29 protein-coding genes and 1 other RNA gene are annotated in these 24,883 nt (G+C 46.8%); 14 read left to right on the plus strand and 16 right to left on the minus strand.

Annotation, left to right across the window (positions count from 1 at the left end):
- Window positions 1–6 precede the first annotated feature (6 nt).
- The 8 genes from EOPP23_RS06640 to fur form a co-directional block, all read right to left on the minus strand.
- Window positions 7–819, minus strand: coding sequence for a protein kinase (locus EOPP23_RS06640; RefSeq protein ID WP_153765192.1), 813 nt, complete (start codon window positions 817–819; stop codon window positions 7–9).
- A complete protein-coding gene (gene tssM / locus EOPP23_RS06645; RefSeq protein WP_153765193.1) occupies window positions 819–4,298 on the minus strand; it encodes a type VI secretion system membrane subunit TssM in 3,480 nt (1,159 codons plus the stop codon). Before tssM ends, EOPP23_RS06640 begins: the two co-directional genes overlap by 1 nt.
- Window positions 4,295–5,227: a type IVB secretion system protein IcmH/DotU gene (gene icmH / locus EOPP23_RS06650; protein ID WP_153765194.1), complete on the minus strand. Its 933-nt coding sequence runs from the start codon at window positions 5,225–5,227 to the stop codon at window positions 4,295–4,297. Before icmH ends, tssM begins: the two co-directional genes overlap by 4 nt.
- Window positions 5,228–5,230: 3 nt before the next feature.
- The gene (gene tssK / locus EOPP23_RS06655; protein WP_153765195.1) at window positions 5,231–6,565 is read right to left on the minus strand and encodes a type VI secretion system baseplate subunit TssK; all 1,335 of its coding nucleotides are present in this window, start codon (window positions 6,563–6,565) and stop codon (window positions 5,231–5,233) included.
- Window positions 6,566–6,657: 92 nt separating this feature from the next.
- Window positions 6,658–7,263 carry a type VI secretion system lipoprotein TssJ gene (tssJ, locus tag EOPP23_RS06660; protein WP_153765196.1) on the minus strand — a complete coding sequence of 202 codons (606 nt, stop codon included), beginning with the start codon at window positions 7,261–7,263 and terminating at the stop codon, window positions 6,658–6,660.
- Window positions 7,260–8,450, minus strand: a complete 1,191-nt coding sequence (locus EOPP23_RS06665; RefSeq protein WP_153765197.1) for an FHA domain-containing protein — start codon at window positions 8,448–8,450, stop codon at window positions 7,260–7,262. The genes tssJ and EOPP23_RS06665 overlap by 4 nt, the downstream gene beginning before the upstream one ends.
- Window positions 8,450–9,181, minus strand: coding sequence for a hypothetical protein (locus tag EOPP23_RS06670; protein ID WP_153765198.1), 732 nt, complete (start codon window positions 9,179–9,181; stop codon window positions 8,450–8,452). Before EOPP23_RS06670 ends, EOPP23_RS06665 begins: the two co-directional genes overlap by 1 nt.
- A gap of 284 nt (window positions 9,182–9,465) precedes the next feature.
- A complete protein-coding gene (fur, locus tag EOPP23_RS06675; protein ID WP_370514699.1) occupies window positions 9,466–9,876 on the minus strand; it encodes a ferric iron uptake transcriptional regulator in 411 nt (136 codons plus the stop codon).
- Between the two features lie 99 nt (window positions 9,877–9,975).
- Here fur and EOPP23_RS06680 point away from each other — a divergent pair, with 99 nt between their 5' ends.
- On the plus strand, window positions 9,976–10,350 hold the full coding sequence (locus EOPP23_RS06680; RefSeq protein WP_153765199.1) for an outer membrane protein assembly factor BamE: 375 nt from the start codon (window positions 9,976–9,978) through the stop codon (window positions 10,348–10,350).
- Window positions 10,351–10,418: 68 nt separating this feature from the next.
- Here EOPP23_RS06680 and EOPP23_RS06685 read toward each other — a convergent pair whose 3' ends face one another.
- Together EOPP23_RS06685 and EOPP23_RS06690 are read right to left on the minus strand one after the other, a co-directional pair.
- Window positions 10,419–10,793: an RnfH family protein gene (locus EOPP23_RS06685; RefSeq protein ID WP_153765200.1), complete on the minus strand. Its 375-nt coding sequence runs from the start codon at window positions 10,791–10,793 to the stop codon at window positions 10,419–10,421.
- A gap of 20 nt (window positions 10,794–10,813) precedes the next feature.
- Entirely contained in the window at window positions 10,814–11,245 is a 432-nt protein-coding gene (locus EOPP23_RS06690) for a type II toxin-antitoxin system RatA family toxin (RefSeq protein WP_153765201.1), read from the minus strand.
- Window positions 11,246–11,403: 158 nt separating this feature from the next.
- On the opposite strand from EOPP23_RS06690, the gene EOPP23_RS06695 reads away from it, so the two are divergent.
- Window positions 11,404–11,805, plus strand: a complete 402-nt coding sequence (locus EOPP23_RS06695) for a hypothetical protein (protein WP_153765202.1) — start codon at window positions 11,404–11,406, stop codon at window positions 11,803–11,805.
- On the opposite strand, the gene EOPP23_RS21745 is transcribed toward EOPP23_RS06695, so the two are convergent.
- From EOPP23_RS21745 to EOPP23_RS06710, 3 genes are all read right to left on the minus strand, one after another.
- Complete coding sequence (locus EOPP23_RS21745; protein WP_370514700.1) at window positions 11,806–11,976, minus strand: DUF1272 domain-containing protein; 171 nt, start codon at window positions 11,974–11,976, stop codon at window positions 11,806–11,808.
- 48 nt (window positions 11,977–12,024) lie between these two features.
- Complete coding sequence (locus tag EOPP23_RS06705) at window positions 12,025–13,560, minus strand: hypothetical protein (RefSeq protein ID WP_153765203.1); 1,536 nt, start codon at window positions 13,558–13,560, stop codon at window positions 12,025–12,027.
- 279 nt (window positions 13,561–13,839) lie between these two features.
- A complete protein-coding gene (locus EOPP23_RS06710; protein WP_153765204.1) occupies window positions 13,840–15,198 on the minus strand; it encodes a sodium-dependent transporter in 1,359 nt (452 codons plus the stop codon).
- Between the two features lie 359 nt (window positions 15,199–15,557).
- On the opposite strand from EOPP23_RS06710, the gene smpB reads away from it, so the two are divergent.
- From smpB to ssrA, 3 genes are all read left to right on the plus strand, one after another.
- Window positions 15,558–16,028, plus strand: coding sequence for an SsrA-binding protein SmpB (smpB, locus tag EOPP23_RS06715; RefSeq protein ID WP_153765205.1), 471 nt, complete (start codon window positions 15,558–15,560; stop codon window positions 16,026–16,028).
- Between the two features lie 89 nt (window positions 16,029–16,117).
- Window positions 16,118–17,086 (plus strand): SET domain-containing protein-lysine N-methyltransferase, encoded by a 969-nt coding sequence (locus tag EOPP23_RS06720; protein ID WP_153765206.1) that lies wholly within the window; start codon window positions 16,118–16,120, stop codon window positions 17,084–17,086.
- A 49-nt stretch (window positions 17,087–17,135) separates the two neighbouring features.
- Window positions 17,136–17,500: a transfer-messenger RNA gene (gene ssrA / locus EOPP23_RS06725) on the plus strand.
- A gap of 212 nt (window positions 17,501–17,712) precedes the next feature.
- Here ssrA and EOPP23_RS06730 read toward each other — a convergent pair.
- The 3 genes from EOPP23_RS06730 to EOPP23_RS06740 form a co-directional block, all read right to left on the minus strand.
- Entirely contained in the window at window positions 17,713–18,168 is a 456-nt protein-coding gene (locus EOPP23_RS06730) for an excalibur calcium-binding domain-containing protein (protein ID WP_228550627.1), read from the minus strand.
- Window positions 18,169–18,245: 77 nt separating this feature from the next.
- Window positions 18,246–19,274, minus strand: coding sequence for a tyrosine-type recombinase/integrase (locus EOPP23_RS06735; protein WP_153765207.1), 1,029 nt, complete (start codon window positions 19,272–19,274; stop codon window positions 18,246–18,248).
- A 36-nt stretch (window positions 19,275–19,310) separates the two neighbouring features.
- Window positions 19,311–19,640, minus strand: coding sequence for a helix-turn-helix domain-containing protein (locus EOPP23_RS06740; protein WP_153765208.1), 330 nt, complete (start codon window positions 19,638–19,640; stop codon window positions 19,311–19,313).
- A gap of 252 nt (window positions 19,641–19,892) precedes the next feature.
- Between EOPP23_RS06740 and EOPP23_RS06745 the strand changes: the two genes are divergently transcribed.
- From EOPP23_RS06745 to EOPP23_RS06785, 9 genes are all read left to right on the plus strand, one after another.
- Window positions 19,893–20,138, plus strand: a complete 246-nt coding sequence (locus EOPP23_RS06745; protein ID WP_153765209.1) for a hypothetical protein — start codon at window positions 19,893–19,895, stop codon at window positions 20,136–20,138.
- On the plus strand, window positions 20,135–20,410 hold the full coding sequence (locus EOPP23_RS06750) for a hypothetical protein (protein WP_153765210.1): 276 nt from the start codon (window positions 20,135–20,137) through the stop codon (window positions 20,408–20,410). Before EOPP23_RS06745 ends, EOPP23_RS06750 begins: the two co-directional genes overlap by 4 nt.
- A gap of 2 nt (window positions 20,411–20,412) precedes the next feature.
- A complete protein-coding gene (locus tag EOPP23_RS06755; RefSeq protein ID WP_153765211.1) occupies window positions 20,413–20,604 on the plus strand; it encodes a hypothetical protein in 192 nt (63 codons plus the stop codon).
- A gap of 242 nt (window positions 20,605–20,846) precedes the next feature.
- Window positions 20,847–21,140, plus strand: coding sequence for a hypothetical protein (locus tag EOPP23_RS06760; RefSeq protein ID WP_228550628.1), 294 nt, complete (start codon window positions 20,847–20,849; stop codon window positions 21,138–21,140).
- A 3-nt stretch (window positions 21,141–21,143) separates the two neighbouring features.
- Entirely contained in the window at window positions 21,144–21,356 is a 213-nt protein-coding gene (locus tag EOPP23_RS06765; RefSeq protein WP_153765212.1) for a hypothetical protein, read from the plus strand.
- 19 nt (window positions 21,357–21,375) lie between these two features.
- A complete protein-coding gene (locus EOPP23_RS06770) occupies window positions 21,376–21,582 on the plus strand; it encodes a major capsid protein (RefSeq protein WP_153765213.1) in 207 nt (68 codons plus the stop codon).
- 144 nt (window positions 21,583–21,726) lie between these two features.
- On the plus strand, window positions 21,727–23,070 hold the full coding sequence (locus tag EOPP23_RS06775) for a virulence factor TspB C-terminal domain-related protein (RefSeq protein WP_153765214.1): 1,344 nt from the start codon (window positions 21,727–21,729) through the stop codon (window positions 23,068–23,070).
- 18 nt (window positions 23,071–23,088) lie between these two features.
- Window positions 23,089–23,421: a DUF2523 domain-containing protein gene (locus tag EOPP23_RS06780; protein ID WP_228550629.1), complete on the plus strand. Its 333-nt coding sequence runs from the start codon at window positions 23,089–23,091 to the stop codon at window positions 23,419–23,421.
- 115 nt (window positions 23,422–23,536) lie between these two features.
- A complete protein-coding gene (locus tag EOPP23_RS06785; RefSeq protein WP_153765215.1) occupies window positions 23,537–24,865 on the plus strand; it encodes a zonular occludens toxin domain-containing protein in 1,329 nt (442 codons plus the stop codon).
- Window positions 24,866–24,883 lie beyond the last annotated feature (18 nt).

Here is a 24,883-nt window from a genome sequence, read left to right on the forward strand (position 1 = left end):
AAACAGCTATTCGTAACAGCCAAAACGCCTGTTCAGTTCACCCAGTGTGATCTGTTCAGGCTGCTTCAGGGCACGCCTCAGCCAGTGACCATCCAGCCAGTTTTTCCAGCCAGTCTGAACGGGCCAGTATGACGGGGAATTAAAAAAGCTGATCACACTGCGCTTTTCAAACGGATGTGAACCTGTCCATAGACACCAAACCAGCAGTGCCGCACCATAGCTATCCACCTGACGCCCACAACCACTGTCCAGTGTCGGGTGATGCCAGTCGGGAGAATAGCTTCTCTTGCTTACCGGCCGATCAACCGGTTCACAGGCCGAGAAATCTATCAGCTGAACCTTGGCGGTAACCGGATCAACAAAGATATTGTCCGGTTTTATATCGCCGTGGCACAACCCTCTGTCGTGCAGCTGCACAAGAGCTTTGATCAACGAACAGGTGAAGGCCCTTCGTATATTTTCACTCCAGAGAAAAGCCTGCCCTGACTGCATCAAGTCCAGCAGCAACCGACCTTTCGCCGGCGCCATAATCAGCCAGTGCCGATCACCATCAAACCTATAGCCCTCGCCTTTCAGAAGCCTTGCTGAACTGTTCTGACGCAGAATGTCACCTTCGCGCTGCCACTGTTCGACCTGCTCAGCTGTCAGAGTGGCCAGCGGTCTCTTCAGAACAACCGGCTTATCCTGTAATGCATCCCAGCCATGGTAGAGAGCTGACCGTCCGGTTTTGACAATCAAGTCCCCACAAATAAACCGTGAGGCAATCAGTGATTTGCCTCTCAGTTCGGCATGGCTGGTAATGGGGCAGACAGAAACCATCAGTTAACAATGGTTCCTGGCAGCTTCAGTCGTTCGGTCAGTTTCGGGTCAAAAGGGTTGCCTCTGCGATCCACTTCAAGATCCAGAACCACTTCATAGGACTTCAATGTGTAGCTGAGCTGAAGCTCTGCACCATTGCCCTGCAACTTACTGTCTGCCACAAAGCGCTGCCACGCCCATGGCCCTGAATAGCTGGCTCGGGCCAGGTGCAAACCATTACTGTCAAAGTTCAGCGACAGGTTCTCTGATTCACTGCTGGGCCAGCTTCGTTCCTGCCAGCGTCTTGGGCCATGACTGTAGTTAAAGTTGCCATTACCATCACGCAGATTAAAACCGGTAGATCGTGAATCGAGACGACGGGCCCTGATTCGGTAGCGGATATCGAGCTGACCATCCTGACTGAAGTAACTCTCCCTGATTCGATCAACCTGTTCCAACTGCCGCAGGTAGTTATTACTCAACGACAACTGTTCACCATTAACGGACTTCAGTCGCCATTTATTGCTGCTGAACTCATTACCCGGTTCCACGAAAGGTTTCAGATAGGTTGTCACAAACAGCTCCAGCTCTCCCCCTGGCTTCAGGAACTCCACGAAATCTCCTTCACGAGCTTCCTGCCTGGCTGCACTGGCAAACGGAAAACGATTCGCCAGACGAGAACGCCAGGTTTTATAAGCAGTCTGTCGCCACTGCTCCTGTATATACTGGCCTGCGCCGTTCAGCCACTCTTTCCAGAGCGAATCCGCCAGAGAATCCAGCCAGACCGAGGCCTGGGTTTTGTCCTGCCGAGCCAGAATTCTGAGCGCTGACAAACTGCCAACCTCACCACTCACCTGAGCGGTGACATTATCAAAATAGGCCTGATTACTGTTTGGATGGCTGCTGATCTGTTGAAGCTCGTTATCCAGAAGATTGAACTGTTCTGTCAGCTGCTCACCACGATCGATAAAGAAAGTGGCATAGGCACTGAAAGCTTCATTAACAATGACTGCCGAACGCTGTTTCTCAAGACGACCCAACGCACTCTTACCGGCACTTCGTGCAATTTTACGGTTGGCACCTTTAAGGCCTATGGCTTTCGCTGCTTTTTTCTCTGCCTGACGAGCCAGTAGTTTTTTCGTCGGATCGTCAGACTCGGCGGTCTCAGGAGCCTGTAATTGAGTCTGGTCTGCAACCGCTGAAATCAAGGTAAACAACGCTGGCTGTTCACCCTGATACAGTCGTTGAACCTGATCCAGTTGTTCTGCCAGAGTATCCTCAGAGTTAAGCTCAATGTTATTGACCAGAGACTTCCAGATTCGAATGTAGTCAAGGAAGTAAAGTTCACGCACTTTCCCGACAATTCGGCTTTTCTCCGCAGCAGATAGCTCACGACCGAGACCTTTAACCTTAACCAGATCGGCCATTGCATCCTGCAACAGCTCTGATTCTTCGGTCAGGTTCAAGCGGTCATAGCCCTCGCGGGTAAACATAACCGGCAGGTAGTAACCGTCAAAACCGGCTTTAAATTCAAAGCTGTCTTTAAAGTTACTGCCCAGTCGCTTGCGAATATCAACCCTGCGCGAGTTGGCCGGAGCAGCCTTAACAAAATCATAAACCAGCTGGTTATCAATGCGCTGATCAAGATTACTGCGGGCGCTGGCCACCAGCTCCTGTTCCGGCTCGAAGCTGTTGAGATCGGTTGTCCAGAGATCGTCCAGTAATGTGAACAGGTAATCTCTCGAGGAGTCACTCAACTCTTCACGTTCATACAACAGAAGTGCAAGATATTCGTTAAGCTCATCATTGTTTCGAATATCGGATTCAAACAGCATCATGTAATGCAGAAGATGACTGAATACTTCGTGATAGTCGCCTAGTTGTACATAGGCTGTCAGCTCATCATTCACTCGCTCGGCCAGAGGCAGAAACAGCCTCTGCTGCAGCTGGTTGTTGTAAGCCAGATGAACCTGCTGCGCGATACCATTATCAAAAAGCCCCAGATCCAGCACCAGCTTTCGAGGCTTATCAAACTCTGACGCCAACTCTCTCAGTCGAAGCAGAGGTTCAATTAATTGCTCAGGCTCAGCATGATCTCCCAGCTGGCGAACCTCATTCTGGTACTGCAGCAACTCCTGCTGGGCAAGATTCTGTAACTGCTGGTTATACACTATGTTTTGTCGTGCAATAGATGCGCCCCCCAGCAAAATAAAGAAGACCAGAGCGCCACCCACAATCACTTGCCCACGCCAGAGTTGATGAGCAACGGTATTCTCACCAACAGCCAACAGTGTTTTCATGGCAATACGGGGAAAGAAGTTACGAATAAAATAACTGTTATTGCCTTTAAACTGACTCTGCTGTTTCAGTGCCTGAAAGCCCCAGTTTCTGCCCAGCTCATTCGCCAGCAGGTTATAACTGTCACCTTCCTGAGCGGTTGAGCTCAGCCAGACACCGGCTACCCAGGCATCCGGGCTGTGATGTCGATTGTTATAAATCTCATCCAGCCCCGTTTGCAGACGCTCTTTCAATAGCGTCATCTGCAACAGGAAGCGACTCAAAGACTGACGATCATCGACGTCTTTCTCGCCATGCAGCAGATCACTCAGAGGTTCTGTTAACGTGCGCTGGAAATCATCAAATTTCTGGTGCCACTGTTCCGGCTGATAGCCTTCCAGAACAATCCCCAAAGGGTTGCTTCGCTCATTACTGCTGGTCTGGTCGAAACAGGCTTGAAAACCTTCCAACTGATCACACAAGGTGACCTGAATCCAGACCGGCAGTTTCAAACCGGTGACATCATCCAGCTCTTTCAGACGACGCCTCAGCTTTCTGGCCTGATCCTGCAACTCAAGTGGCTGTCGCATCACTAGCTGGCTGGCAGCCTGGGCAACAATAATACCGGTGAGCGGCTGTCTGGGGCGGTGCCTTTTCAGCAGCGAGTAGAGGTGCTGCATAATCGGAGTATCCAGCTCACCGCTTTCTTCCGTTAGAAAATGATCGGCCATCTCAAGGACAACAGCATGTTCACTGATCCAGAAAACAATATCGTCATTACGATTATCCGCCTTCTGATCCTTGCCACTGTCTGTCTGAATACGTTCAAAGCCGGCCTGCTGCAGCCAGCTGCTTTTACCGGCACTGCTGTCACCCAACATCATGACCCAGGGCAGGTTGTAAATGTTGTAGCCTGTTGACTGCTTCTGCAACTGAACCGTTAGTTTCTTCCAGTTCTCATTCAACCTTCGCTTTTCACGACGAAGGTATTGCAGTTCCTGGTCCTGAGCTATGGCTTTGCGTTTTTTCCGCCAGCTCTTCAAACCTGCAAGAGCCGCTGTAATCAATAGAGGTATGCCCAGCAGAATCAGGGTCAGCTTGGCTCTGGCCGAAATGGATTTCAGACTCTCAAACGTCTCTGGCCAGATATAAGCGGCACCCCAGACAAACGACAGGGCAAAAATCAGCAGAATAATAAAAATTGTGATCAGTATTTTCTTCATAGCTGCCACGCCCCCATATCATCAGCGGTACTTTCATACATCATGTCTCCCTCTGATGAAGCGGGTGCCTGCCAGCTCTGCAAAGCATCAAGTCCAAGCATTCGGTTTTCGTTGTAGTTATCAACCCACAGAAAAGTCGTCAGATACCCGGCTATCAGTAGTGCTGGCACAGCCACTATCCAGGGTGTACGACGATACTGCTTGAGTGGATGCCAGTTAGTGGTTGGCGGTGGTGGCTGGATACCTTTTGGAGCGGGCCGAACCCTTCTCAGGTCGCTGTACAATTCCGACGCCATTCGGCTGAGTTCATGATTCTCACTTTGGTAGCCAGCTTCCTGAGAACTTCCTGCCTTCAGGTAGCGCCCCTGGAAACCCAGCCTCAGCAGAACATACATCAGCTCCAGCAGTTCGGAGTTAGGCTCTGCTTGTTGTTTTGCCTGCTCCAGCAGCACAAAAAACACTTCACCACCGTTACGCTGCTGAAACAGCCGACTGAGCAAACTGTGGTTCTCCCAGCCTCTTGCTCTGCCCCAGTTTGTTTTATTGATGCCTTCATCCAGAGCGGCACAGAGCACATAACTGGCCCTGTCCATCAAACTCTGCGGATGACCGTACAAACGACCACGGTTATTCATTGCCGAAACTCTGGACACCAGATTTTCACGCAGTTCCGGCAGGCTGGCAGGGTTCTGTTGCTGAGGCAGTGTCACCATCAGTGCCAGCAGTTCAGCTGAAAGGTTAATCAGGCTGTTATCAGACGCATGAAAGTCATGGAAAAGTTCACTGGCCTGAGTGTGTACTCCCCAGTGCTCTGACTGTTCTGCTGAAGAATTCGGCTCTTCATTATGGCTGTCAGACAAACGTCCGCTATGCTCGGGCGTGTCTTTCTGAATGGTGTCGCTGCGTTGAAAGCTCTGTCTCTGCCCCATGCCTTACCTCACCACATACAGGGTTACTTTGATGTCTTCAGGCATCTGCTCATCAATATGCAGGGCAATAGCATCATGGTTGTTGACCAGCTCCTGCCAGAGGGCATGACTGGTATCGACTTCGAAATACACCGTATCAGGGCTGGCTTTCAGTTCTACCGGTGGTACCTGCATGGGAATCAGAGTGGTTGCGGACAAAGCCCCACGAACCCGTTCTGCGATACGCTGATTACCGGCCAGCTTGGCGGTAGCCGGGAAGAGTTCACGACAAACCGCTGGCCCCAGAGAACTGGTAACCGCAAGAATAAAGCGGGCATCATTGAACAATGACCGGTCGCTCACCAGAGTCCTTAACAAACGACGGCGCTCAAACAAACTGGCATCCCAGGACAGTGACTTAACCTTCTCACTGCGTGCCTGACTGAGGTTCTGCTGAAGCGCTGTGAACACTCTGGCAAAAGAGCGATAAGGATCATCAGCATTAAAAGCCGGAAATTCCGGTGCCAGTGTTTTAGTAAACGTCGACAGGTCTGCAGCCATGGTCAGCAGCTCGCGATAGAGCCCCCCGGGTGTCAGGCTTTCACCGGTGTAGATATCAGCCAGCCTCGCAGAGTAACGGTTCAGGGTTTGCAGCCACATGTATTCAAGCTGCATGCTTTGAAAACTTTTCTGGTCGGCATTGGCGCCTATCTGGTTAGCCAGTACAGCAGCCCTTGAGCGCATTTTTGCCTGCAGGTTCTGAACCTGTTCACGCAGAAAAGCACTGACCCGATAGTCGAGGCAGCGAGGAATAAAAGTATTATCGAGAATAATTCGGCCATCACTCTGTCGTTCAAGAATTCTGGCAATAGGCAATCTGATATGAGTATCCGCTTCTTCCTCTTCCAGAAGTAGCTTCAGGTTAAGCCTGGAAACTGTAACGGTGACTGGTTCATTTTCACGATCGGTGCTATCGGCTACTTCCTGATCAAAGCTGAGATGACGAAAAGCTTCCGGGTTGCGGCCATCTTCAGGCGCTGTATCAATAACACCAGGTCTGGCAGCTGGCAGTGACAAATAGATTTTTGTACCCGCTTCGACCTGATTAACCTCTTTGACAATGGCAGCATTCAGCTCAAAAGGTGTAGCGTCCGGCAGAATACCTGAGCATTGTCGTAACATAACGCGACCGATAGCCAGTTGTTCACCGTCGATCAGCAGGCTGGAAAATCCGGTAGGATGACCCGCAGCCTGATTCATTATCTGCCGGGTAAATTGCTTCAGGTAGCGTTCCTGCTGCTGAAAGTGTTGTGGGCTGAGAAACATACCTTCCAGCCAGACTGCTCGATTCTTATCCATAGTTTTTACTTTTCAATCAGTTTCACCAGGATTAAGCACCCGGACATATGAATTCATACAGTTTTGCCCGCCATACGCGGGCAGAGAACGTGCTAGTTTGGGTCTTTACTGCCCTTCTGATCAGGAAGATAGGGCAGTTTTTGTTTGATGGTGGCTTCCGGATCTTTCGACCACTGCCAAAGGGTTTTTGCCTGATCAATAACAGTGAGCTCAGGCTTTAACGTCAGGAACAGTCGATTACCTTCGATGGTGAGATGAGCAATATGACTTCGATCAGGTTTCACAACCCCAACCGCTCTGGCATCTGCTTCCTGATAACGGGAAAACTCGGCAAGTACACCAATAAAGCGTGTTGCAGTGTTAAGTGTCAGATTAATTTCGGTGGTCTGCCCGGGGTACTGAACCGGAATCCGATGCATTTTGATCAGGCTGTCCTGTAACGTAGCCGAGTCCTGATCATAAAGATCAAGAAAAGCCGACTGTTCGAACAGATCTCCAGCACTTAATTCATATACCCTGATTTTTAACGGTGAAGCCTCACCGCGATCATTGGGGTTGAGGTCATAATCAGCTACGACAACCAGTTTCAGGTTGCCACCGGCTGGTGCTGTCGTATCTTTCTGGCCGGAAGAGAAAACACTGCAACCGGTCAGGCAAACCAGACAGCTCATCATCATCAAGTGTCTCAGACGATTCATTGCCCTTTCTCCTGAAGTTTGTGCATGGCCGCATGATAGCGCGCCATAAACGACAGCTTGGGTGTTTGTTCTTTCATCATTCGCTGGAAGTGCTTTTCATAAAGCTTCCAGTTATCTCTGCGGGAAAAGAAACCCGATGAGCCACTGCTGTAGTCATCAAACAGTTTTTCCAGATAACCGGGAGCAAAGTCCATCAGCGTCTGCTCAAGTGCTTCCGTCATGCAGTGCTGTACCTGCCTGTTTTTCTGGCGTTCTCGCTTTCTCAGCAGGCTTTTCAGCTTTTCGTTTTCTTCCCGAAGCTGATAAAGCACATCAATAACGGGAGGATGAGGCAATGTTTCTGGATGAGACAATTTTTCTGGAGACAATGCTTCTGAATGAACCGATACGATATCGGTTATCTGTATTTCATCCGCTATATGAATAGCATCCGTCGTATAAGCGGGTTCTGCTGCTCGAGTCACTTCTGCATGGCTCTGGTGCTCAGTATTCCGTGACACTGGCTTTAACTCTGTCAGCGGCTCAAGGGGGCTTTCTTCGGCACGATCCGGTATGGATTCAGGCACTTCATTAAAGACATTGATTAACTGCTCATCATGTCTGTGAACCCGGCCACTCGGGTTTTCTGCAGAAGAGGCATCAACATCAGCAATATTCTGGCTGGTAGCATTCTTTTCTATCGCCGGTTCATAAAAATGCTTCGAGCCAAGAGGGTTTATCTCTGCAGCATCACCAGATTCGAGAAAAGGGTCGCTCAGTTCCAGTGATTTTTTGTCAGCGTTTAAAGGCCTGTCTGCAACAAGGAAATCATTGCTGAAATCCATTATATCTTCAGGCTCACCCAGAGGGTTCAAGCTGACTTCGGGAGAAAACAGATTCACCAGAATGCGATAATCCCCCAGTGTGAGAATATCGCCATCACTCAATGTCTGTTTTCGGCCTGCTCCCAACGGGGTTTTGGCACTGTTAATCACCAGACCATTGGTGCTGGTGTCTTCAATCAACCAGTCACCTTCTGCCTGAAAGATTCTGGCGTGCTGCCCGGAAAGAAAGCGTGAGCTGTCTGGTAAAGAAACAAGATTGTCGGTAGCACGCCCCAGTACCCCTCCAGCGGGTGGAATGCTAAAGCTGTTTTCAGCCAGCAGTTCACCCTCGGGAATATTGATAATCTGAAGTTCCAGACTCATTAATGCTTCTCCTTTAAAGGAGGCATACAGGCTTTCAGAGCATCATTGAAACTGCTCAGAAAACCAGGGTTGGTATCAAGAAATTTTTGACTGAAATACACACCAAGATCCTGACTGTTCAGTTCAATACTGTTGAAACTGTTTGCAGACAGATTTCTTTTCTTAAATTCCTGATTCATTAGCGCCTTGGGCAATAGGATAGCCTCCACTTTTCGATCCAGCAGAAGTTCAATCAATCGGTTACTGCCTTTCGGTTGTTTGGTGACTCGATAACCATTTTTCTTCAGCCAGAACCACTCATCAGAACCAAAAGTCGCACCTATGCTGAAATTCTGTTTGTAATCACTGCTAGAGAAAAAGGCTTTGCCGGTATCGCGGAAACTGTAGAGCATCCAGTGCTGGACTATAAGCGGTCTGGAAATACGACCTTCTACGTTTTTTTCAGCGCCAGAGGCTACAGGGAAAAAACCCTGCTGTCGGCCTGATTGAAACTGGCGAAAGGCATTATGTCTGTCAGTAAACACCACCTGATAAGGCTGATTGATTCGCCCGAGAGAGCAGCGCAGCCGATCAATAGCAGGACCGGAAAGTTTCTGATTACTGATCGCCTGAAGGTAGGGTGGCCAATTCCAGGTCACCAACTTCAGTTTCTGGTTTTCTGCTGCAGCTGAACCTAAAGGAATAAGAACGACGAGAAGGATGCCTATCTGCCTGATGGTATATTTGTTCAACCTGCCCCCTTTGACCTCACACGCTCTTCTCAGAACCGGTCAAAACTATTCTGTGTCCAGCCTGACTGGAACCTGCTTATATTGATTTGTTTGAGCAGACCATAGCTATCAGATCAGATCGATTCGACGACAAAAGTGGGACAATCTTGCGATTGCTTTGCAATTTTGAGAAGGAGTGAGACAGGACGATAGAACATGAGTGTCATTAACTCGCGCCCATAAAAAAGGCCGGGGGTTAAACCCGGCCTTTGATGTACTGAGTGCAGGAACGTGTTTCAGACTTCTCAGGACTTTTTCAGTTTTTTAACGTACAGCACCAGGTTGTGATCAACGATTTCATAACCGTGCTTGGCAGCGATTTCATGCTGCAGCTTTTCAATTTCCGGATCAATAAACTCGATAATATCTCCGGATTCCATGCAGACCATATGGTCATGATGGTCGCCACGTTCCAGTTCAAACACAGAATGACCGCTGTCGAAGTTGTGTCTAACCACCAGGCCAGCACCTTCAAACTGGGTCAAAACCCGATAAACTGTCGCCAGGCCAACATCTTCTTCAGCCTCCAGCAAAGCCTTGTAAACATCTTCTGCACTCATATGACGACCCTGTGCCCCTTCAAGAATCTGAAGGATCTTGACACGGGGCAGAGTGACTTTCAGGCCCGCTTTTCGCAACTCTTGATTTTCCAACACGTTTCCCTAACCTTTAGCAATTATCAGGTGAACCCTGCTATTATCACATTTTTACGCTGTGAATTCATTTTCCAAGAAGATAGTGGAAGTCTGATACCGATGCAAAAACGCCCAGCCCTCACCACAGTTGTCCTCACTGCCGCTGCGCTGCTGGTTGGATGCGCCAGCTCCACCGACAGCGGCTCAAAACTCATCAGTTTTCCGGGTGCCTACAAGATCGATATCCAGCAGGGTAACGTGATCACCCAGGAAATGGTCAACAAACTGCGCCCAGGAATGAGTCGCAACCAGGTTCAATTCGTCATGGGCACTCCCCTGATGGAAGATGCCCTGAACCGCGACCGCTGGGACTTTGTTCACAGCAACCAGCCTGGTGGCCAGAAAAGAACCCAGCAGACTCTGACGATCTTTTTCAAAGATGACAGACTGGCAAGTATCGAAGGTGATTTCCGCCCTGCCCTCGAACAGCAGTAGGCAGTGTAACAGGAAACCGCCTGAATAAAGCCACAGAATTGCTGTGGCTTTATTTGTTGAAGACTGCCTTAACCTGCCTCGGCTTCTTTCTTTTTCTTTGCCTGTTCAGCTCTTCTTTTTCGTACTTCTTTCGGGTCAGCAATCAGCGGACGATAGACTTCAATCCGGTCACCTTCCTTCACTGTCTGAACCATTGCTTTTGGAACAGCCTTACCAAAGATACCTACTTTGACGGTTTCCCAGTCAATCTCTGGATAAACATCACTGATGCCTGATTTTTTCGCAGCATCAAGAACTGTAGTTCCATCATCTACCTGAACAGAAAGAATCCGGTAATCGTCCGGTTTGGCAAAGGCGACCTCCACCTCAAAACTTTCGCTGCCTCTATGCTCAGACGCGCTGCGTTCAGAGATACTGGGGTCAGACATGATCGGTTCAGACATAACTCACTTCCGCCTTTGATTTATTTATACAACTGGTCTGCCCGTTGCTGGAACGCATCCACCATTTTATTCATGGCCTTGCCGAAAACAGCGCCAATGGTTGCTTTTAACAAGGGGTTGGAAATCTCGAATTCCAGTTCAAGACTCACCTTGCAACCTTCATCACTCAAAGCCTTAAAGGTCCAGACGCCACTTAACTTTGAAAAGGGGCCAGACAATAGATTCATTTCAATAGACTGATTTTCAACCAGCCGGTTCCTGGTCGCAAATTCATAGCTCAGTGCGCCCTTGGCCAATTGCAGGGAAGCTTCCACCGTCTCACCTTCCTGCCGGAGAACTTTGGCACCAGAGCACCAAGGCAGAAACTGAGGGTACGACTCTACATCTGCCACCAGTGCATACATCTTTTCAGCGGAATGAAGAATCAAAGAGGATCGGGAAACCTTGGGCATTGGGCTACTGAACTATCGAAAATATAAAGGCCGGTTAGCATACCATATTGATTTGAGGATTCATGATCAGAATAGATGAGGCACTCAGCTCATATAACGATTGAATTACATTTGATAATCATTACTATTTGCAATAGTGAAATTTCGGACCTTCAATCATGTCAGCCTTGAAGAAAAAGCTGCTGAAAAGCTGCTGTAAAACAACAGACAAGCCAAAGCCCAAGGTTGGTAAGAAGTTACTCGCTCACGAGCTTGAGTTATCGGACATTCTGCCATTAATCAACATACTGGCAGACAGTGACGAAAAACAACGACACGCTTTAAACGGCCTGATTGACCTGCTAGCCCCTGATGCTGATGATAAAATACGACAGTCTCTGGAGACACACCTTGTCCAGCTTGGCTTTGCTGAAGCTTCAACGAAAAAGCCAGAACTAAAGCTAGTCAGTGATTCCCCTATTGCAACCAGACCTTACAAAGAAAAGCCCTGCAGCAGTTGTCCTGCTTTGAAAAATGGGCTGTGCCGCTGCGCATTGAAAAAGGCGCAAGCCATGCATTAATCAGAACTGATTTTTTTCTCCATAACCGTCATCACTGACCACCCGAACAGAAGGCGAAGAAAACTGTCGTAAATGAACCTGCGAGCGCACCGGTCGTACAACCAGGTTACCACTATAGTTAGGGCAAACTGCTTTCATTCTTTCCGTACATTCTATACAAGGTGCATTCAAAACTGCAGATACAGGCGTGGGCTGCAGGTGAAAGGTCCTTATCGCAGCCTACAAGTCAATGCCATAATCACGAATCCTGGGCTTTAACAACCGGCCAGCTTCTACTCCGCTGGCGGCTATGTCAATTTCAATGATCAGTGACTGTAATATCTTGCTGGCATCAAGTTGAAACGATTGATCGATATGTATTTTATTGACTGCAATCACCTTAACCAGTTCAGACAGATAAAGCTCAAAAGTACTGGGAAATCTGAAACTGGCTTCAGCAAACCGATTCATAAATATATCCAGCAACTGACTTCCGATGAGTTCCTCATCCTTGACCACACCGTATGGATAGATAAAGTTCATGTCCGCATAATCGCCCGGAAAAAGCGATGCATGCTGCTTTGGCTGCTCCCAGAAATAAGTCAGCTTTTTATCCTGAAGTGACAAATATGGCAACAGGTCCAGTTCACTTTCATCTTCCAGAAGACTATGGATCGCATAGCTGAAAGCATCACTTGCAAGCGAGGGAGTCCCACGATAAACCACATCTTTGTCATTCGAGGTGTAGGCCAGAAAGTTCCGATCCATCTTTGCAAGAATTGTCTGTTCCTGCTCATGCAACCACAAAAAAAACTGCCGGTGATTGGGCGGAATTCTATCCAGTAAAGCCTGATGGGCCATGTCATGACGAAACATCATTGCTGCGCCGGAATAGAATCCATGCGGATAAAATTCATTCGTCAAACAATCCGGGTGATAAATACTCCCCGGATTGATGTTCTTTTTTCTTAGCTCTACCATGTCATCAAACGAAAGAGCCCCATAGAGTGGTAGAAATTCAGGGCTCCCCTCTTTTCTGGATTTATTGAGAAACAAAACAGGAGAATTAAGATATAAAGAGTGGTGCCCATCACTGAAAAACAGCAAGTCAGGCGTTGAATACTTCAGTATATTAATCCAGATCGGATACTGGTATTCAGGCTTATAGTAATTCTTTTGCAGACAACGATCGAGGCTGACAATCGACTGCCCTGTACAGTATTTACCTAACTTTAGTGAGTCACGATAAATCAGAAATTCCGGGTCGAAATCAACTATCGTTACCCAGAACTCATTTGACCTTTCCGACCTTTCTATTTCGAACTTCCACCTCAAAAACATAAAAGGCTTAAGCGACTTGTTGTATTCTTCATCAGAAACCTTTAGTCCTCTCTGCACGAACACTTCCTTGGGTAAATCAGGCCGCATTGTAATACTACGAACCGGAAGCTTTACCAGCACTTCATCGTGATCCCTGTGGCCTTCTATTGCTGCATCGGCCAGAATATGTAAGTAGTCCTGAATCAAAATAAACTCATCAAGACTGAAAATTTCAGCGGTGTAATAGCCGTATAGCAAAACATCAAATCTATTTTCGGCGAAAAAAACCGAATGTTCCGGTTTGCCTTCAACAATAGCCTGCTTCATGGCATGAGCATCACTCAGCAGCTCATGTTTATCAATAACTTGTCTGACCGGATCATCATTTTCCAGGTAGTGGAAAATCAGAGCCTTATGCTGCTCACTGATGCCCCAGGCCAACGGATGTGTAAACAATAAAATACTTACCAGAATTGGGGAAAATAACCTTTTCAACGGAAGGAGATGAAACATGGGATAAAACTCAAAAAAGTATTGTTAAGCCTCACAGGGCCTGTAGGTATGCCAAGAGTTCTCCTTTAGAAAATGAGCTACAAGAAAAGTTCAATTTATATATTTACTTTTATTTTTTCCTTTTATGTACAAAAAAACCGGAGGGCTCTCGCCATCCGGTTTTCTCAAATTTCATTCACTCATTTTACTTCAAGATAGTGAAACCTCTTCAAGATCGCTCTATTACTTGAAAATAGCTGTATAGAAGATCAGCAGTACAGCGGCTGGCACAATGATTCTGATCGCAAAACGCCAGAGGTTATACATGCCAACACTCATGGCCAGTTCCTGGCTCATCACAGAGCGCTTCAGTACCCAGCCAGCGAAGATCGCAGTCAGCATACCACCCAGAGGCAGCAGAATAACGTCGGTTACATAACCGCTTAGATCAAAGATCGTCTTACCAAAGAACTTAACCTCAGCCCAGTGGTTAAACGACAGTACAGAGCCCAGACCCACGAACCAGATAGCACCGCCAATCATGATAGTGGCGGCTATGCGATTCATGCCGAAACGTTCAGTGACCCAGGCCAGAGTAGGCTCGATCAGGGAAATAGCGGAACTCAGTGCCGCAATACTCACCAGTACAAAGAACGCAAAACCGAGGTACGCACCACCTGTCATATTGGCAAACGCCGATGTCAGGGATACAAACAGCAGACCCGGGCCTGCAGATGGTTCAAGACCGTGGGCGTATACAATCGGGAATACGATCAGGCCAGAGATAATCGCCATCAGGGTATCCAGGAAGGCAACACTCAGTGCCGTTCTTGGGATGGAGTTATTGGCTGGCATATAAGCACCGTAAGCCATCAGCGCACACATGCCCAGACTCAGGGTAAAGAATGCCTGCCCCATCGCAGCTACAACGGCTTCACCAGTGATTTTGCTGAAGTCCACATCAAACATGAAGTGGAAACCCTTCATGAAATTGCCAGTAGCAAACATGCTGTAACCCAACATCAAAATCAGCAGAGCAAACAGGGTTGGCATCATGACCTGGAGACCTTTCTCCAGACCTTTGTGAACACCACGAGCGGTGATGTAAACAGTCAGCGCCATAAAGGCGGTGTGCCAGAAAATCTGTCTTGGCGCATCCAGTGTCAGTGCTTCGAACTCGCCGCCTACCTGAGAGGCATTCATACCATCAAAAGTACCTGTGAGCAGATCCCAGGCGTACGACATGGCCCAGCCAGCAACCACACTGTAGAAAGTCAGGATGATAAAGCCGGTAAACATACCCATCCAGCCAACGATTTCCCAACCACGGAAAGCTCCGGAATCGCTGGTCAGTTTGCGCATGGCATTAAGAGGACTCAGTCGTGTAGAACGACCAATAGACGTCTCGGCCATCAGCAGGGGAACACCCACCAGGGCGATACACAGTAGATAGACCATTACAAAAGCACCGCCGCCGTATTGACCGGCGATGTACGGAAATTTCCAGATGTTGCCCAGACCAATCGCAGAGCCGGCAGCAGCCAGCATAAACGTCCAACGGTTGTTCCAGGTCTTGGATGCTGTGGGGTTTTGTCCGGCCATGAGACTCCTCAAATTTCTACAGCTATTCTTGCCAGTTGATTACAGCGTCGTCCGGCATTGATGGTCTCAAACTTAACGATTTCTGCGTGAATCAGTCACAAACGGAAAGTGGGATATCATTAAAAGAGGTGACGACTAATCACATTGTACTTCCCAAGCAGTACAGCTCAATACTTTCGTCCAAAACACAGGCAAAAAGAGCGTTTTTTCCCAACCAGAAAGCCACTTACAGAACCTTTACCTGCTATATCCGTATTTTTCACAGTATTTACAAGGGTTTACCGCAATCACTTTGATCAGATTTATTCCCGTATAAAGCCACACTGGTTTTATGGTGTTTCCGCGTTATAATCCGCTGCATGGCTAAGAGATCAAACAAAAGCGACTCCTCTATTGTCGCCAACAAGAAAGCGCGTCACGACTATCACATTGATGAGACGTTTGAGGCAGGGCTCTCACTTTCAGGCTGGGAAGTCAAAAGTCTTCGCATGGGTAAGGTGCAGCTGGTTGACAGCTATATCTTCCTGAAAAACGGCGAAGCCTGGCTGATCGGCGCTTCCATTACACCTCTGGATACAGCTTCAACCCATGTGGTTGCGGATCCGGGTCGTGATCGCAAGCTCCTGCTCAATAAGAGAGAGCTGGCCAAGCTGTTCGTTGAAACACAGCAGAAAGGCCACACCTGTATTGCCACCAAACTTTACTGGAAAGGTCATTTGGTAAAATGCCAGATTGCCCTGGCTCGTGGTAAGAAAGAGTTCGACAAGCGTGCCACAACCAAAGAGCGTGAGTGGAATATTGAGAAAAAACGGGTTTTGCACCGCGGCTGACACACAGAGAGCAGTCTCCCTGCTCTCCTTCACTTTTTTGCCATACTGATAACAGGACTTTTATCAGGACCTTTTATTAGGAGAATGGCATGCCAAGGATTGCTCCCCCATCTGATTCCAAACCTTCTTCTCAAAAATCAAGCACTTATCAAACCAGCAGTGTTGAGAGGGTGAAGAGCCATGACCGTATTGCCAAACCAAAATTTGGCAATGCTCGTTACCATGTCTCTCCCAAAACCACTCTACGACAATTATGGGCAAGTGATACCCGTATTGGCTCGGAGCACTTCTGGGTTCAAAAAGGTGACAGTACTCTAAAAGACTCCGACAGACCCGGAGCCAAACCAATAGGTATGGGATCGTTTGCTTGTCAGGAATTTCAGAAAAACCAGCTGATTGGTTGCGTAAAAGGCAAGCCTGTCTATTTGCTCTACAACGAACAACAGCCAGTCTATTTTACTATTGAGTCAGGTAAGGTCAGGCTTTTGCGGAGTATCGAACACTGTATTTTTGCGGAGAATGTCTGCACCAGAACCAAACAAGGCGACAAGTATCTAAAGGTGTCTCTTGGTTTTCAGGTTGAAGGGGACTTAAAGTACATCAATCATAGTTCCAGCTACCCAAACGTAAGAACCAGAACTTTCTTCCCTCATGAGCTTATTAATAATAGCGCCAGCACTCCAGAGCAAACGGTTTTAAAATCTGGTGTTTCTTTGGAAGAAAACGTAGCGATTGCGCTTATTGCGAACAGACCTATTAAGCCAGCCAACGAGTTATTTCTGGATTACAGCCCGGACTCTGACAGCATTGATTTCAACGAGATGAACCAATGCCCTGCTGTTGAATTGAACCAGTCAATGCTAGAGCAGCTGTTCGCTGCGGCGAAAAAGGTGGCCCCCAAACAATCTGCTTTTAAAGTAAACCCTTCATCCATCACCCCGGACAACTATGACGCTTGGCTGACCGTTGATGAACCACTACAGCCACCTCACAAGACACCTCTCAAAAAAGAGCTAAGACTTGAGATTAAGCCGGTAAGACCAATCAAACGACAGTAATCAATTGACATTGGGGTTATATTTTGGCTCAATTGCCGGTGAGTTTCCCGGGGACGATCTGGATTCGACGACGGTATCGAAACTTGAGGTGCATGTCGAGCGCGTAGTGGCCCTCGTAAATCAAAACACTACAAACCTTTTAGTTGCTAATGAAGACAACTACCAAGGAGCAATGGCAGCTTAAACCCTGCTAGCTCCCGATCACTCTGACTTGCCTGTTGGTTGGTACTGATCGCAAATGCAAACCGGATCGCTTTGTCGTATGTCTGATGCGGGAGAGTTAAACTTTTCAGAATCGCGTAGTTCACCCTGCCCGTTGGGTCGTTGTGCGTTAACTTAATAACGGATTCTAAGCATGTAGAGCCAAGAGCGTAGGATCGGCGGACGCGGGTTCAATTCCCGCCGTCTCCACCAATACTAAGCCCCGTAGATCATTGATTTACGGGGCTTTTTTATTTCTACCACTCTCGAAAAATGCCAAGGTGTCGAAAAAGTGTCGAAAGATCGTCGAAAGAGATTTTTGAGCAAAATCTGATATTAGACAGTTGCCCTTAATCTCCACAGAAACCTTACATATACAGCTTTTTTCTACCTAAATAGAAAATACCCAGTCTATTACTGCCTTTTTACCAGCCTCTGCATAGTTGTCGCTCACAAGGAATTCCGTCTCTATCGCCATCCATTTTCGTGTTCGGACAGTTCTGGATGTAGAATTTTGCTTCCTCACAAGAACTCATCTGGGAGCAATGCTGTTTACCAGTACAGCTATATCGAGACGATGCTACTTTAGGCTTTCTGCTGAAAAAGGATGTGTCGGTTTCAGAGTCTGGTTCTGACTGAGGCAGTTCGCTTGCAACAATCGCCACTGACCCCTTTACAGCTTCTGTTCGATCACAGGTTACATCAGCGGGTACTTTTCCGTAGTACACCTGTCCTTCTTTGGTAATGCATTTGGTCATGCCTGAAGATTGATAGCTGGTACTGCTTTGTGTCTGGAAGGAAGGTAATTTGTTTTGCTTGTAAAGCTGATTTCCATACCATCCAACAATCGCAAGAATGGCAATAACGGCAAGCTTTTTCATGATGCTGAACTGTCCCTGTATTGAGTTTTAATCAGGGCGCTAGTATACGTTAGCTGGCTCAGGAGTCGTTAAGGTGTCTATTCAGATTTCTGCTTGTTCAGTGTGGTGAGAGGATTCAGTAGTGCGGCTTCCTTGAAATGGTCAGGTTCAAATTTTGCGTACTTCATGGTCATCTTCAAATCGGTGTGTCCCAGTATTCTCTGCAACACAATAATGTTGCCTCGATTCATCATAAAGTGGCTGGCGAAAGTGTGGCGCAATACATGACTTCGCTGACCTCTTGGAAGTCTGATTCCTGAAGCTTTCAACGCTCTACTGAATGCCGATGCTGAAGCACTGAAGCGGCCATGCTCTGTCAGGTGTGCAACAGTCTCTCTGAATAAGTCATCAGGAATCGGAACATTTCGAGTTTTCTTCCCTTTGGTCTTCGTAAACTCTACTCTGCTGTTATGAAAATGATGAAGTTCTCTGCTCTCGATTTCGCTCCAACGTGCGCCAGTTGCCAAGCAAAGCTTGGTAATCAATAACACATGGGGATTTGCTGAGAACTCCTTGATCTTGGTAAGCAGAATATCGACTTGATCCAGAGTCAAAAATGACAGCTCTTTCTCATCAATTTTGATTTTCCTGGCTTTCTTGAGAGGGTTAGGATAATCAACCTCTTCAATATCATAGAGGTAGTTAAAGACAGTACTTAAATAGCCTAAATGTTTGTTGAGAGTATTGTCACCGATTACTCTCCCCTGGAAGTTTTCGGATCGCTTCACTGCCTTGTAATGGTTGTAATGAGCAATTGTCAGACTGCGACCCAATACATTGCCCATTATTTCAGCCATCTTATCCAGAATGCTTTTCAGCCGAACATGATCGCTCAACTCACAGCCTGTGCCTTTGTACCAAAGATTTATAAGATCACTTAATCTTCTATTATCTTCTTCGTCCAGCTTTATTCCGGCATTGCTTTTTTCTTCAATCTCTTCCATTAATTGCCTGTAATACTCCATACATTCCGTTTTGGTATTACAGGTTTTTCTGAATCTTTTATTTTTTATTGGTTCGACATCAAGCGTCCACTTCCCTGTTTTTTTATTTTTAATAATTTTCATAGTAGTACATTGTCATGTATTTCTATCTTATCGTATTTAATAGCGTTTCTTTGGTTTTGAATTAAGTATTTCTTTTACTTCACTGGCATCGTATTTTTCCAAATCTTTCAGAAATTTTTTCTCTTCATTAGTGAAAACAACTTCCGAATCTCCTGATACCACATAATTCAAAATAAACGGAAATTTTTTGGATATAGCTTCAAAGATTTCACTAGTGGGTCTCTGTTTACCGTATTCGATATTTTCAATTATTCGTGTACTAACGCCTAACTCTTCAGCCCACTGTTTCCTGGTGTAATCAAGCAGCCTTCTTACCAGTTCTATTCTTCCTGCCATAGTGAGTCCGTTCTGATCCTGCTGATCCATCAGTTTCCCCCAGTACCTTGCCTGTCGTTAGTAAGCTTCAACTTAGTAACCAATAAGGTACTGCGAATCCGTATAGTTGTATACTACACAATAAATCACTGTACATACATACAGTATAAAGTTATACAATTAGTAACTGGTGATGAATTGAAAAACTACATCTAAGTATAGTTTGTATTTTAAGGTTGCTATTGTGTATTTTAGTATTTAATGTTTAATTTGTTACTGTCAATCAATCAAAAGGTAAATCAAATGGATATTGATACCTTGATCTTGGAAGATCATCCTATTGTTGTTTTGCAGTCACCCGCCAAGTTTGCGCTATGTACTGGTGTATCTATTCACACAGTTAGATACTGGATTTCAGAAGCAATCATTCCAACGGAAAGGATTGGTAGAAGGGTTTTAATAAACATACCGTTACTACAGCGGAATTTATTAGAGGCAAAAATAAAGACAAACATTCTCAACAAGAATTACAGGGGAGATAGCAAATGACTATTAATCCTGAGCTGATAAAAGAAAGCCTTAATGAAGTTGAGGTAATTAAAGATAAATACGTCCAGTTAATTCTATTGCAATACGCTCTAAAAGCAATTGACCTGCAAATTACTGCTAATAAGCAGTCACTTACTGATCAATTTATGAAGAAATCGCCCTGGTTTCGAGAGCAGAAAATAGAGGACATTATTACTCTGGAAAAGGTCAGTTATGGTCTTTCGCTCTGGTCTCAAGAACTCAATAAGCGTTGTCCAAACCCTGAGTCCTGACCATGAAACGGCGGAAAACCTCCCGTATAAAAGCAGGTTGTACGCTTGAAGAAAGACATGATTGGGTCTGTATGGAAATACTCAATGGCCATATCTGGACTTGTGTCTACCACTATCACCGAACCAAGGGTGTTTTGGTCGGTGATGAACCACCCAATGATTCATGGCCTAAATCTAACCACCGCAGTAAATAGCCGGTTTTCTTTGACTGTGAAGGCAGGGCGATAAGATTAATCGCGAGGTCAGCCCCATGACCTCACGGGCGATTAATCGGCCTGCCAAGTTTCGATGTCAAAAAAAACCGGCTTTTTCTTCCCTTAAAACCATTGCTGTTAGTGGTTGTTAATGGTTAGAAGGAAAGTGCTTTCGCTTCCTTGTCTGCCCTATATCCGGGGCGTATACCTATAGGAGACAACCAATCGCAAGGAGCACAAAAATGAATTCAACTGTTAATGCAATGTACCTGGGCATCAAAGTCACCGAGTTTGAAGCCAACCGTTACTTAAAAGTTTTCCTCGCTGTTCCACCGGATTCTGAAAACAAAAACATTTCGGGTTTGGATGTCATGATCTGTTCTGCCGATGTTGAAAACCTCTACGAATACGAGCGATTGAAACCGCAACAGAATTACGAATTTAAAACCAAAATCCAGTCCGGTGCTCAAAACAAAATTTCTATCAAGATCATTGGCATCAAGAAACAGCCTGCTACTGCCAAACCGCAGGCTTAATTGATGCAAGTCCTTCTGTGTGATGAATTCGAGCTGAAAAAGAAAGGAGAGGTTCTTTGTTCCGGGGAAGCTTCTTTCATCACGCTGGAAGAGCTACAGGCAAGCCCTGTGGCTGATGGGGTGACGATGGAACAAGCGAATGAACTGCTGACTGCGGCACTGCTGGTGCTCTCAATCGCATTCGTTTTCTCGCTGATTCTTCGTCAATTACGTTAAACAAGACTGGAGACAAGTCATGTTTAAGAAACTAAAGGCTTTTACCCTAGGTGCAGTGTGTTCGGTTCTATCGATGGGTGCGTTTGCAGCTATTGATGTTACTGCTGCAACTACCGCCCTGACTACTGATGGTACAGCCGCCATCACTGCTGTGGGTACGGCACTGGTTGGACTGGCAGCTGTAGCTGTCGTGTTCAAGTGGGTAAAAGGTGCAATCTTCGGTTGATCCTGAAGCTTGTCCCTCTTGGCAGGAGGGGTTTTCCTCCTGCCTTTTACCATCACATGCGCTACTGGCTGATCCCGTTATGAATTTTGATCCGAACATCTTCTATCTGTTCGTGATGTTGCTTGCATTCTGGATGCTGCGGCCATGAGAGTTTTTCTATTTTTGATGCTTACAGCCTTCTCATCCATCAGCGTGGCTGAAGATTTTTACTGGCTGGATCACCACAACAATTCTTTCACTCAAGACCCTATGAGCTACTGCATTGCCTATGCAAAAGCTAACTACGATCGCACTGAAGGCGCTTTGATTGTTCACCCGCAAACAGGACTCAGAAATGGAGGAACCCAGTTTCTCTGCTCTCCCTGTACTCGAAAATATGAGTACTGCTACAACGTAAATTTTTATTTCAACCGCCAGGGCGATGAATGTTCTACCAGTGATTACAACGAAGAACTGGGAATTTGTGAGCCTCCCCCTGACTGCTCCACCTATAAGCCGCTGACCAGTCAACTCAACCTGAGCCAAGGTTGCTATAACAGTTGTCAGTTCGAAAATCTTGGAGCCATTCGAGATTACGACAACTTACTGGCACCGATTCAATATGAATACCTTTCTACAGGCTTAACCTGCACCAGTCTTGATCAAGAGCTGACAGGTTCAACGGAATACACCGAAACCAGTGAAGAGGGTCATGACTGCCGAACCACTGACCAATACCAGGTCTGTATCAACGCTGAAACCAGCTGCAAAATCATTGACGGTATTGAGTCCTGTGTAGACAACGAGACTCGGGAACAGGATTACAACTGCGGCACCTTTAACGGTGAAGTGGTCTGTATCAAAAAGAGTGTTCAATCGAGCTGCACTTTTGTAAATGGGGAAAGGCTCTGTGTTTACCCTGAAGGCGAAGCCATAGACATCGCTTCTGTTGATCATCCCGATAATGGTGGCAACGGTGACGGCAACAATAACAACGACATTCTTGATGAACAGGATCTCAGCGATAACTCGCTCACCGCTCAACAGGTCAAAGCTATTGTCGAAGAGGCTGTCGCCAAGCAGCAGGCTCAAAAACAAGCCGATCGTGATAACCCTAAATCCGCCGTTTCTGGTATTGAGTGCGATCGCACGCTGAATTGTACGGGTGATCCCGTGCAATGTGCGATCGCGCAATACGAGAAACGGCAGGCCTGCCTCTCTGAATATAAAGAATCGACCATTCAACAGATGATCGATGCCAATCCAAACACTAAACCTCTTGGTGCTTTTGAATCGGATACTACAGTCGTTGATGTGGAAAACATGCTTTCCGATGAGGGGCGATTCACTGAAATGAACTCCTGCCCTGAACCATTGTCGTTCGGTGTACTGGAAAAGAGCTTCAGTATCAGCCTTGATCCCATGTGCGAGCTTGCAGGTTATATCCGCTACTTCATTCTCTTTGCGACCTGGTTTTCTATCGCAGTGATCATTGCCAAATCATTCTAATTTCACGGAGGAAGCACTATGTGGCAAATCATAATCGGCCTCTTTATGACCTTCGGTTTGCCGCTGGTCTGGATCATTCTGCGTGGGCTGGGCTTTGGACTGGTGACGTATACCGGATTGAATCTGCTGACTGATTTTATCGGAGACAAGATTCAGGAAAGTTTCGATGGAATGCCGCTGGCTATGTACCAGATGATCTCGCTGCTGGGCATTCCAACAGCAATCAATATCGTCTTCTCAGCACTCACCACCATTTTTGTGATCAAGGGACTGCTGACAGCGGCTGGTTCACCCAAGTCCAAACCTGTATGGAATGCTCCGTCCGGTGGACTTGGTGGCGGTGGAGCCTGAGCATATAAACGAGAACTGAACCGCAGCCGCTGAAGGCGTGATTTCACGCAGTATAAAATCACGCCTGAAGTGGCAACCCTGACCCTCTCGCAAGCAAACAGGCAAGGATGCCACCATGCTTCATATTATTACCGGCAGACCTGGTGCCACCAAATCACTGAACTGTTTCAAAACAGTGTGTACCGAGAAGAAGTATCTGGGCAGACCCAAGTTCTACAACAACATCAAACTGAACCTGCTGGATTTTCAGGTCTGCCAGACTTTTCAGGCGTACTTCTACGATATCTACCTGCCTGCACTCTCCAAAGCAGAACGCTCAATACTGAATGCCACTATTCAGCCTATTCATTCGCAGAAACGATTTGTAGAACTGAAGGATGTTCCCTGGCTGGAAGCACCTTTTAAAAAACACGACCCGCTTCACCAATGGCTGAAGTGGGTGAAGGTCTGCTATCCGGCCAGTGAAGTACAAAAAGTTGCTGCTATTCAGAAACAATGCCCTGAAGGTGTGGAACTGACCTTCAAAGACTTCGAGCACTTAAACCTTCACTGGAGGCATTTTGATGAACCGCATAAATGGTATGAAATCGAAGGCTACTCGGTGTTGGTCGTCGATGAAGCACAAGAGTTCTTTCCTGTTCGATCGGGTAAAGACAAGGTGCCTGTGTATGCAGCTAAATTTGAGCGTCACCGCCATGATAGTTTTGATGTCATTCTCATTACCCAGCATCCGAATTTTCTGGATATCCATATTCGCCGTCTGGCTGGGCATCACACCCATTACTTCAATTTCTGGGGTGGTTCAAAAGTCACCTGCTATACATGGGATAAGTGCGTCGATCCTGATGACCACTTCAATAAAAAGGATGCCCAGAAAAGTGTGACCAGCAAGCCGAAAAAATACTTCGGTGTTTATTTTTCCGCTTACGAACACACCCATGTTCTGAAGCTGCCTAAAACACTTCTGCTGATTCCGATATTCATCGCTGTGATTGCATTCGCCCTTCTGTATGTATACCGCACACTCAACAGCGACAAGGCTTTAGAAATATCTGAAAAATCACATATAGAAGAAAGTGCATCATTTTTGCCTCAGAAATTACACCCAGATAAGCCCAGAGAACTTAGCACCGATGAGTACATCAAACGAAGAAAACCCAGATTGGCAGGACTTAAACACACTGCTCCCTTATACGATCAGTTGACCCGCCCCAAGAGCTTTCCCAAACCCCAGAACTGCATTATCTGGAATCAGGGCAAAAAATCCGAACAGTGTATCTGCTACTCACAGCGGATCACCCGAATGGATGTGCCGGATTACCTCTGTCGATCAACCGTCAAAAACGGCTATTTCGATGAAACCCTGTCAGATAAGCACTACCGAAACGGCAGCAAAACCAGTAAACGAAGAGAACTTAAACACTACCGTCAGCAGGACGGCTGAACTCACGACCTGTGCGGG

Origin of the sequence: Endozoicomonas sp. OPT23 (genome assembly GCF_009653635.1) — a bacterium.
Lineage (GTDB): Bacteria > Pseudomonadota > Gammaproteobacteria > Pseudomonadales > Endozoicomonadaceae > Endozoicomonas_A.

Coding starts and splice junctions, on each gene's coding strand:
- EOPP23_RS06730 (WP_228550627.1), bottom strand. CDS start 18,168: ATGAAAAAGCTTGCCGTTATTGCCATTCTTGCGATTGTTGGATGGTAT.
- EOPP23_RS06710 (WP_153765204.1), bottom strand. CDS start 15,198: ATGGCCGGACAAAACCCCACAGCATCCAAGACCTGGAACAACCGTTGG.
- tssJ (WP_153765196.1), bottom strand. CDS start 7,263: ATGAATCGTCTGAGACACTTGATGATGATGAGCTGTCTGGTTTGCCTG.
- EOPP23_RS06785 (WP_153765215.1), top strand. CDS start 23,537: ATGCTTCATATTATTACCGGCAGACCTGGTGCCACCAAATCACTGAAC.
- EOPP23_RS06760 (WP_228550628.1), top strand. CDS start 20,847: ATGAATTCAACTGTTAATGCAATGTACCTGGGCATCAAAGTCACCGAG.
- smpB (WP_153765205.1), top strand. CDS start 15,558: ATGGCTAAGAGATCAAACAAAAGCGACTCCTCTATTGTCGCCAACAAG.
- tssM (WP_153765193.1), bottom strand. CDS start 4,298: ATGAAGAAAATACTGATCACAATTTTTATTATTCTGCTGATTTTTGCC.
- EOPP23_RS06780 (WP_228550629.1), top strand. CDS start 23,089: ATGTGGCAAATCATAATCGGCCTCTTTATGACCTTCGGTTTGCCGCTG.
- EOPP23_RS06640 (WP_153765192.1), bottom strand. CDS start 819: ATGGTTTCTGTCTGCCCCATTACCAGCCATGCCGAACTGAGAGGCAAA.
- EOPP23_RS06685 (WP_153765200.1), bottom strand. CDS start 10,793: ATGTCTGAACCGATCATGTCTGACCCCAGTATCTCTGAACGCAGCGCG.
- EOPP23_RS06720 (WP_153765206.1), top strand. CDS start 16,118: ATGCCAAGGATTGCTCCCCCATCTGATTCCAAACCTTCTTCTCAAAAA.
- EOPP23_RS06735 (WP_153765207.1), bottom strand. CDS start 19,274: ATGAAAATTATTAAAAATAAAAAAACAGGGAAGTGGACGCTTGATGTC.
- EOPP23_RS06740 (WP_153765208.1), bottom strand. CDS start 19,640: ATGGATCAGCAGGATCAGAACGGACTCACTATGGCAGGAAGAATAGAA.
- EOPP23_RS06755 (WP_153765211.1), top strand. CDS start 20,413: ATGAAACGGCGGAAAACCTCCCGTATAAAAGCAGGTTGTACGCTTGAA.
- EOPP23_RS06745 (WP_153765209.1), top strand. CDS start 19,893: ATGGATATTGATACCTTGATCTTGGAAGATCATCCTATTGTTGTTTTG.
- EOPP23_RS06765 (WP_153765212.1), top strand. CDS start 21,144: ATGCAAGTCCTTCTGTGTGATGAATTCGAGCTGAAAAAGAAAGGAGAG.
- EOPP23_RS06680 (WP_153765199.1), top strand. CDS start 9,976: ATGCAAAAACGCCCAGCCCTCACCACAGTTGTCCTCACTGCCGCTGCG.
- EOPP23_RS06665 (WP_153765197.1), bottom strand. CDS start 8,450: ATGAGTCTGGAACTTCAGATTATCAATATTCCCGAGGGTGAACTGCTG.
- EOPP23_RS06750 (WP_153765210.1), top strand. CDS start 20,135: ATGACTATTAATCCTGAGCTGATAAAAGAAAGCCTTAATGAAGTTGAG.
- EOPP23_RS06690 (WP_153765201.1), bottom strand. CDS start 11,245: ATGCCCAAGGTTTCCCGATCCTCTTTGATTCTTCATTCCGCTGAAAAG.
- tssK (WP_153765195.1), bottom strand. CDS start 6,565: ATGGATAAGAATCGAGCAGTCTGGCTGGAAGGTATGTTTCTCAGCCCA.
- EOPP23_RS06770 (WP_153765213.1), top strand. CDS start 21,376: ATGTTTAAGAAACTAAAGGCTTTTACCCTAGGTGCAGTGTGTTCGGTT.
- EOPP23_RS06775 (WP_153765214.1), top strand. CDS start 21,727: ATGAGAGTTTTTCTATTTTTGATGCTTACAGCCTTCTCATCCATCAGC.
- icmH (WP_153765194.1), bottom strand. CDS start 5,227: ATGGGGCAGAGACAGAGCTTTCAACGCAGCGACACCATTCAGAAAGAC.
- EOPP23_RS06695 (WP_153765202.1), top strand. CDS start 11,404: ATGTCAGCCTTGAAGAAAAAGCTGCTGAAAAGCTGCTGTAAAACAACA.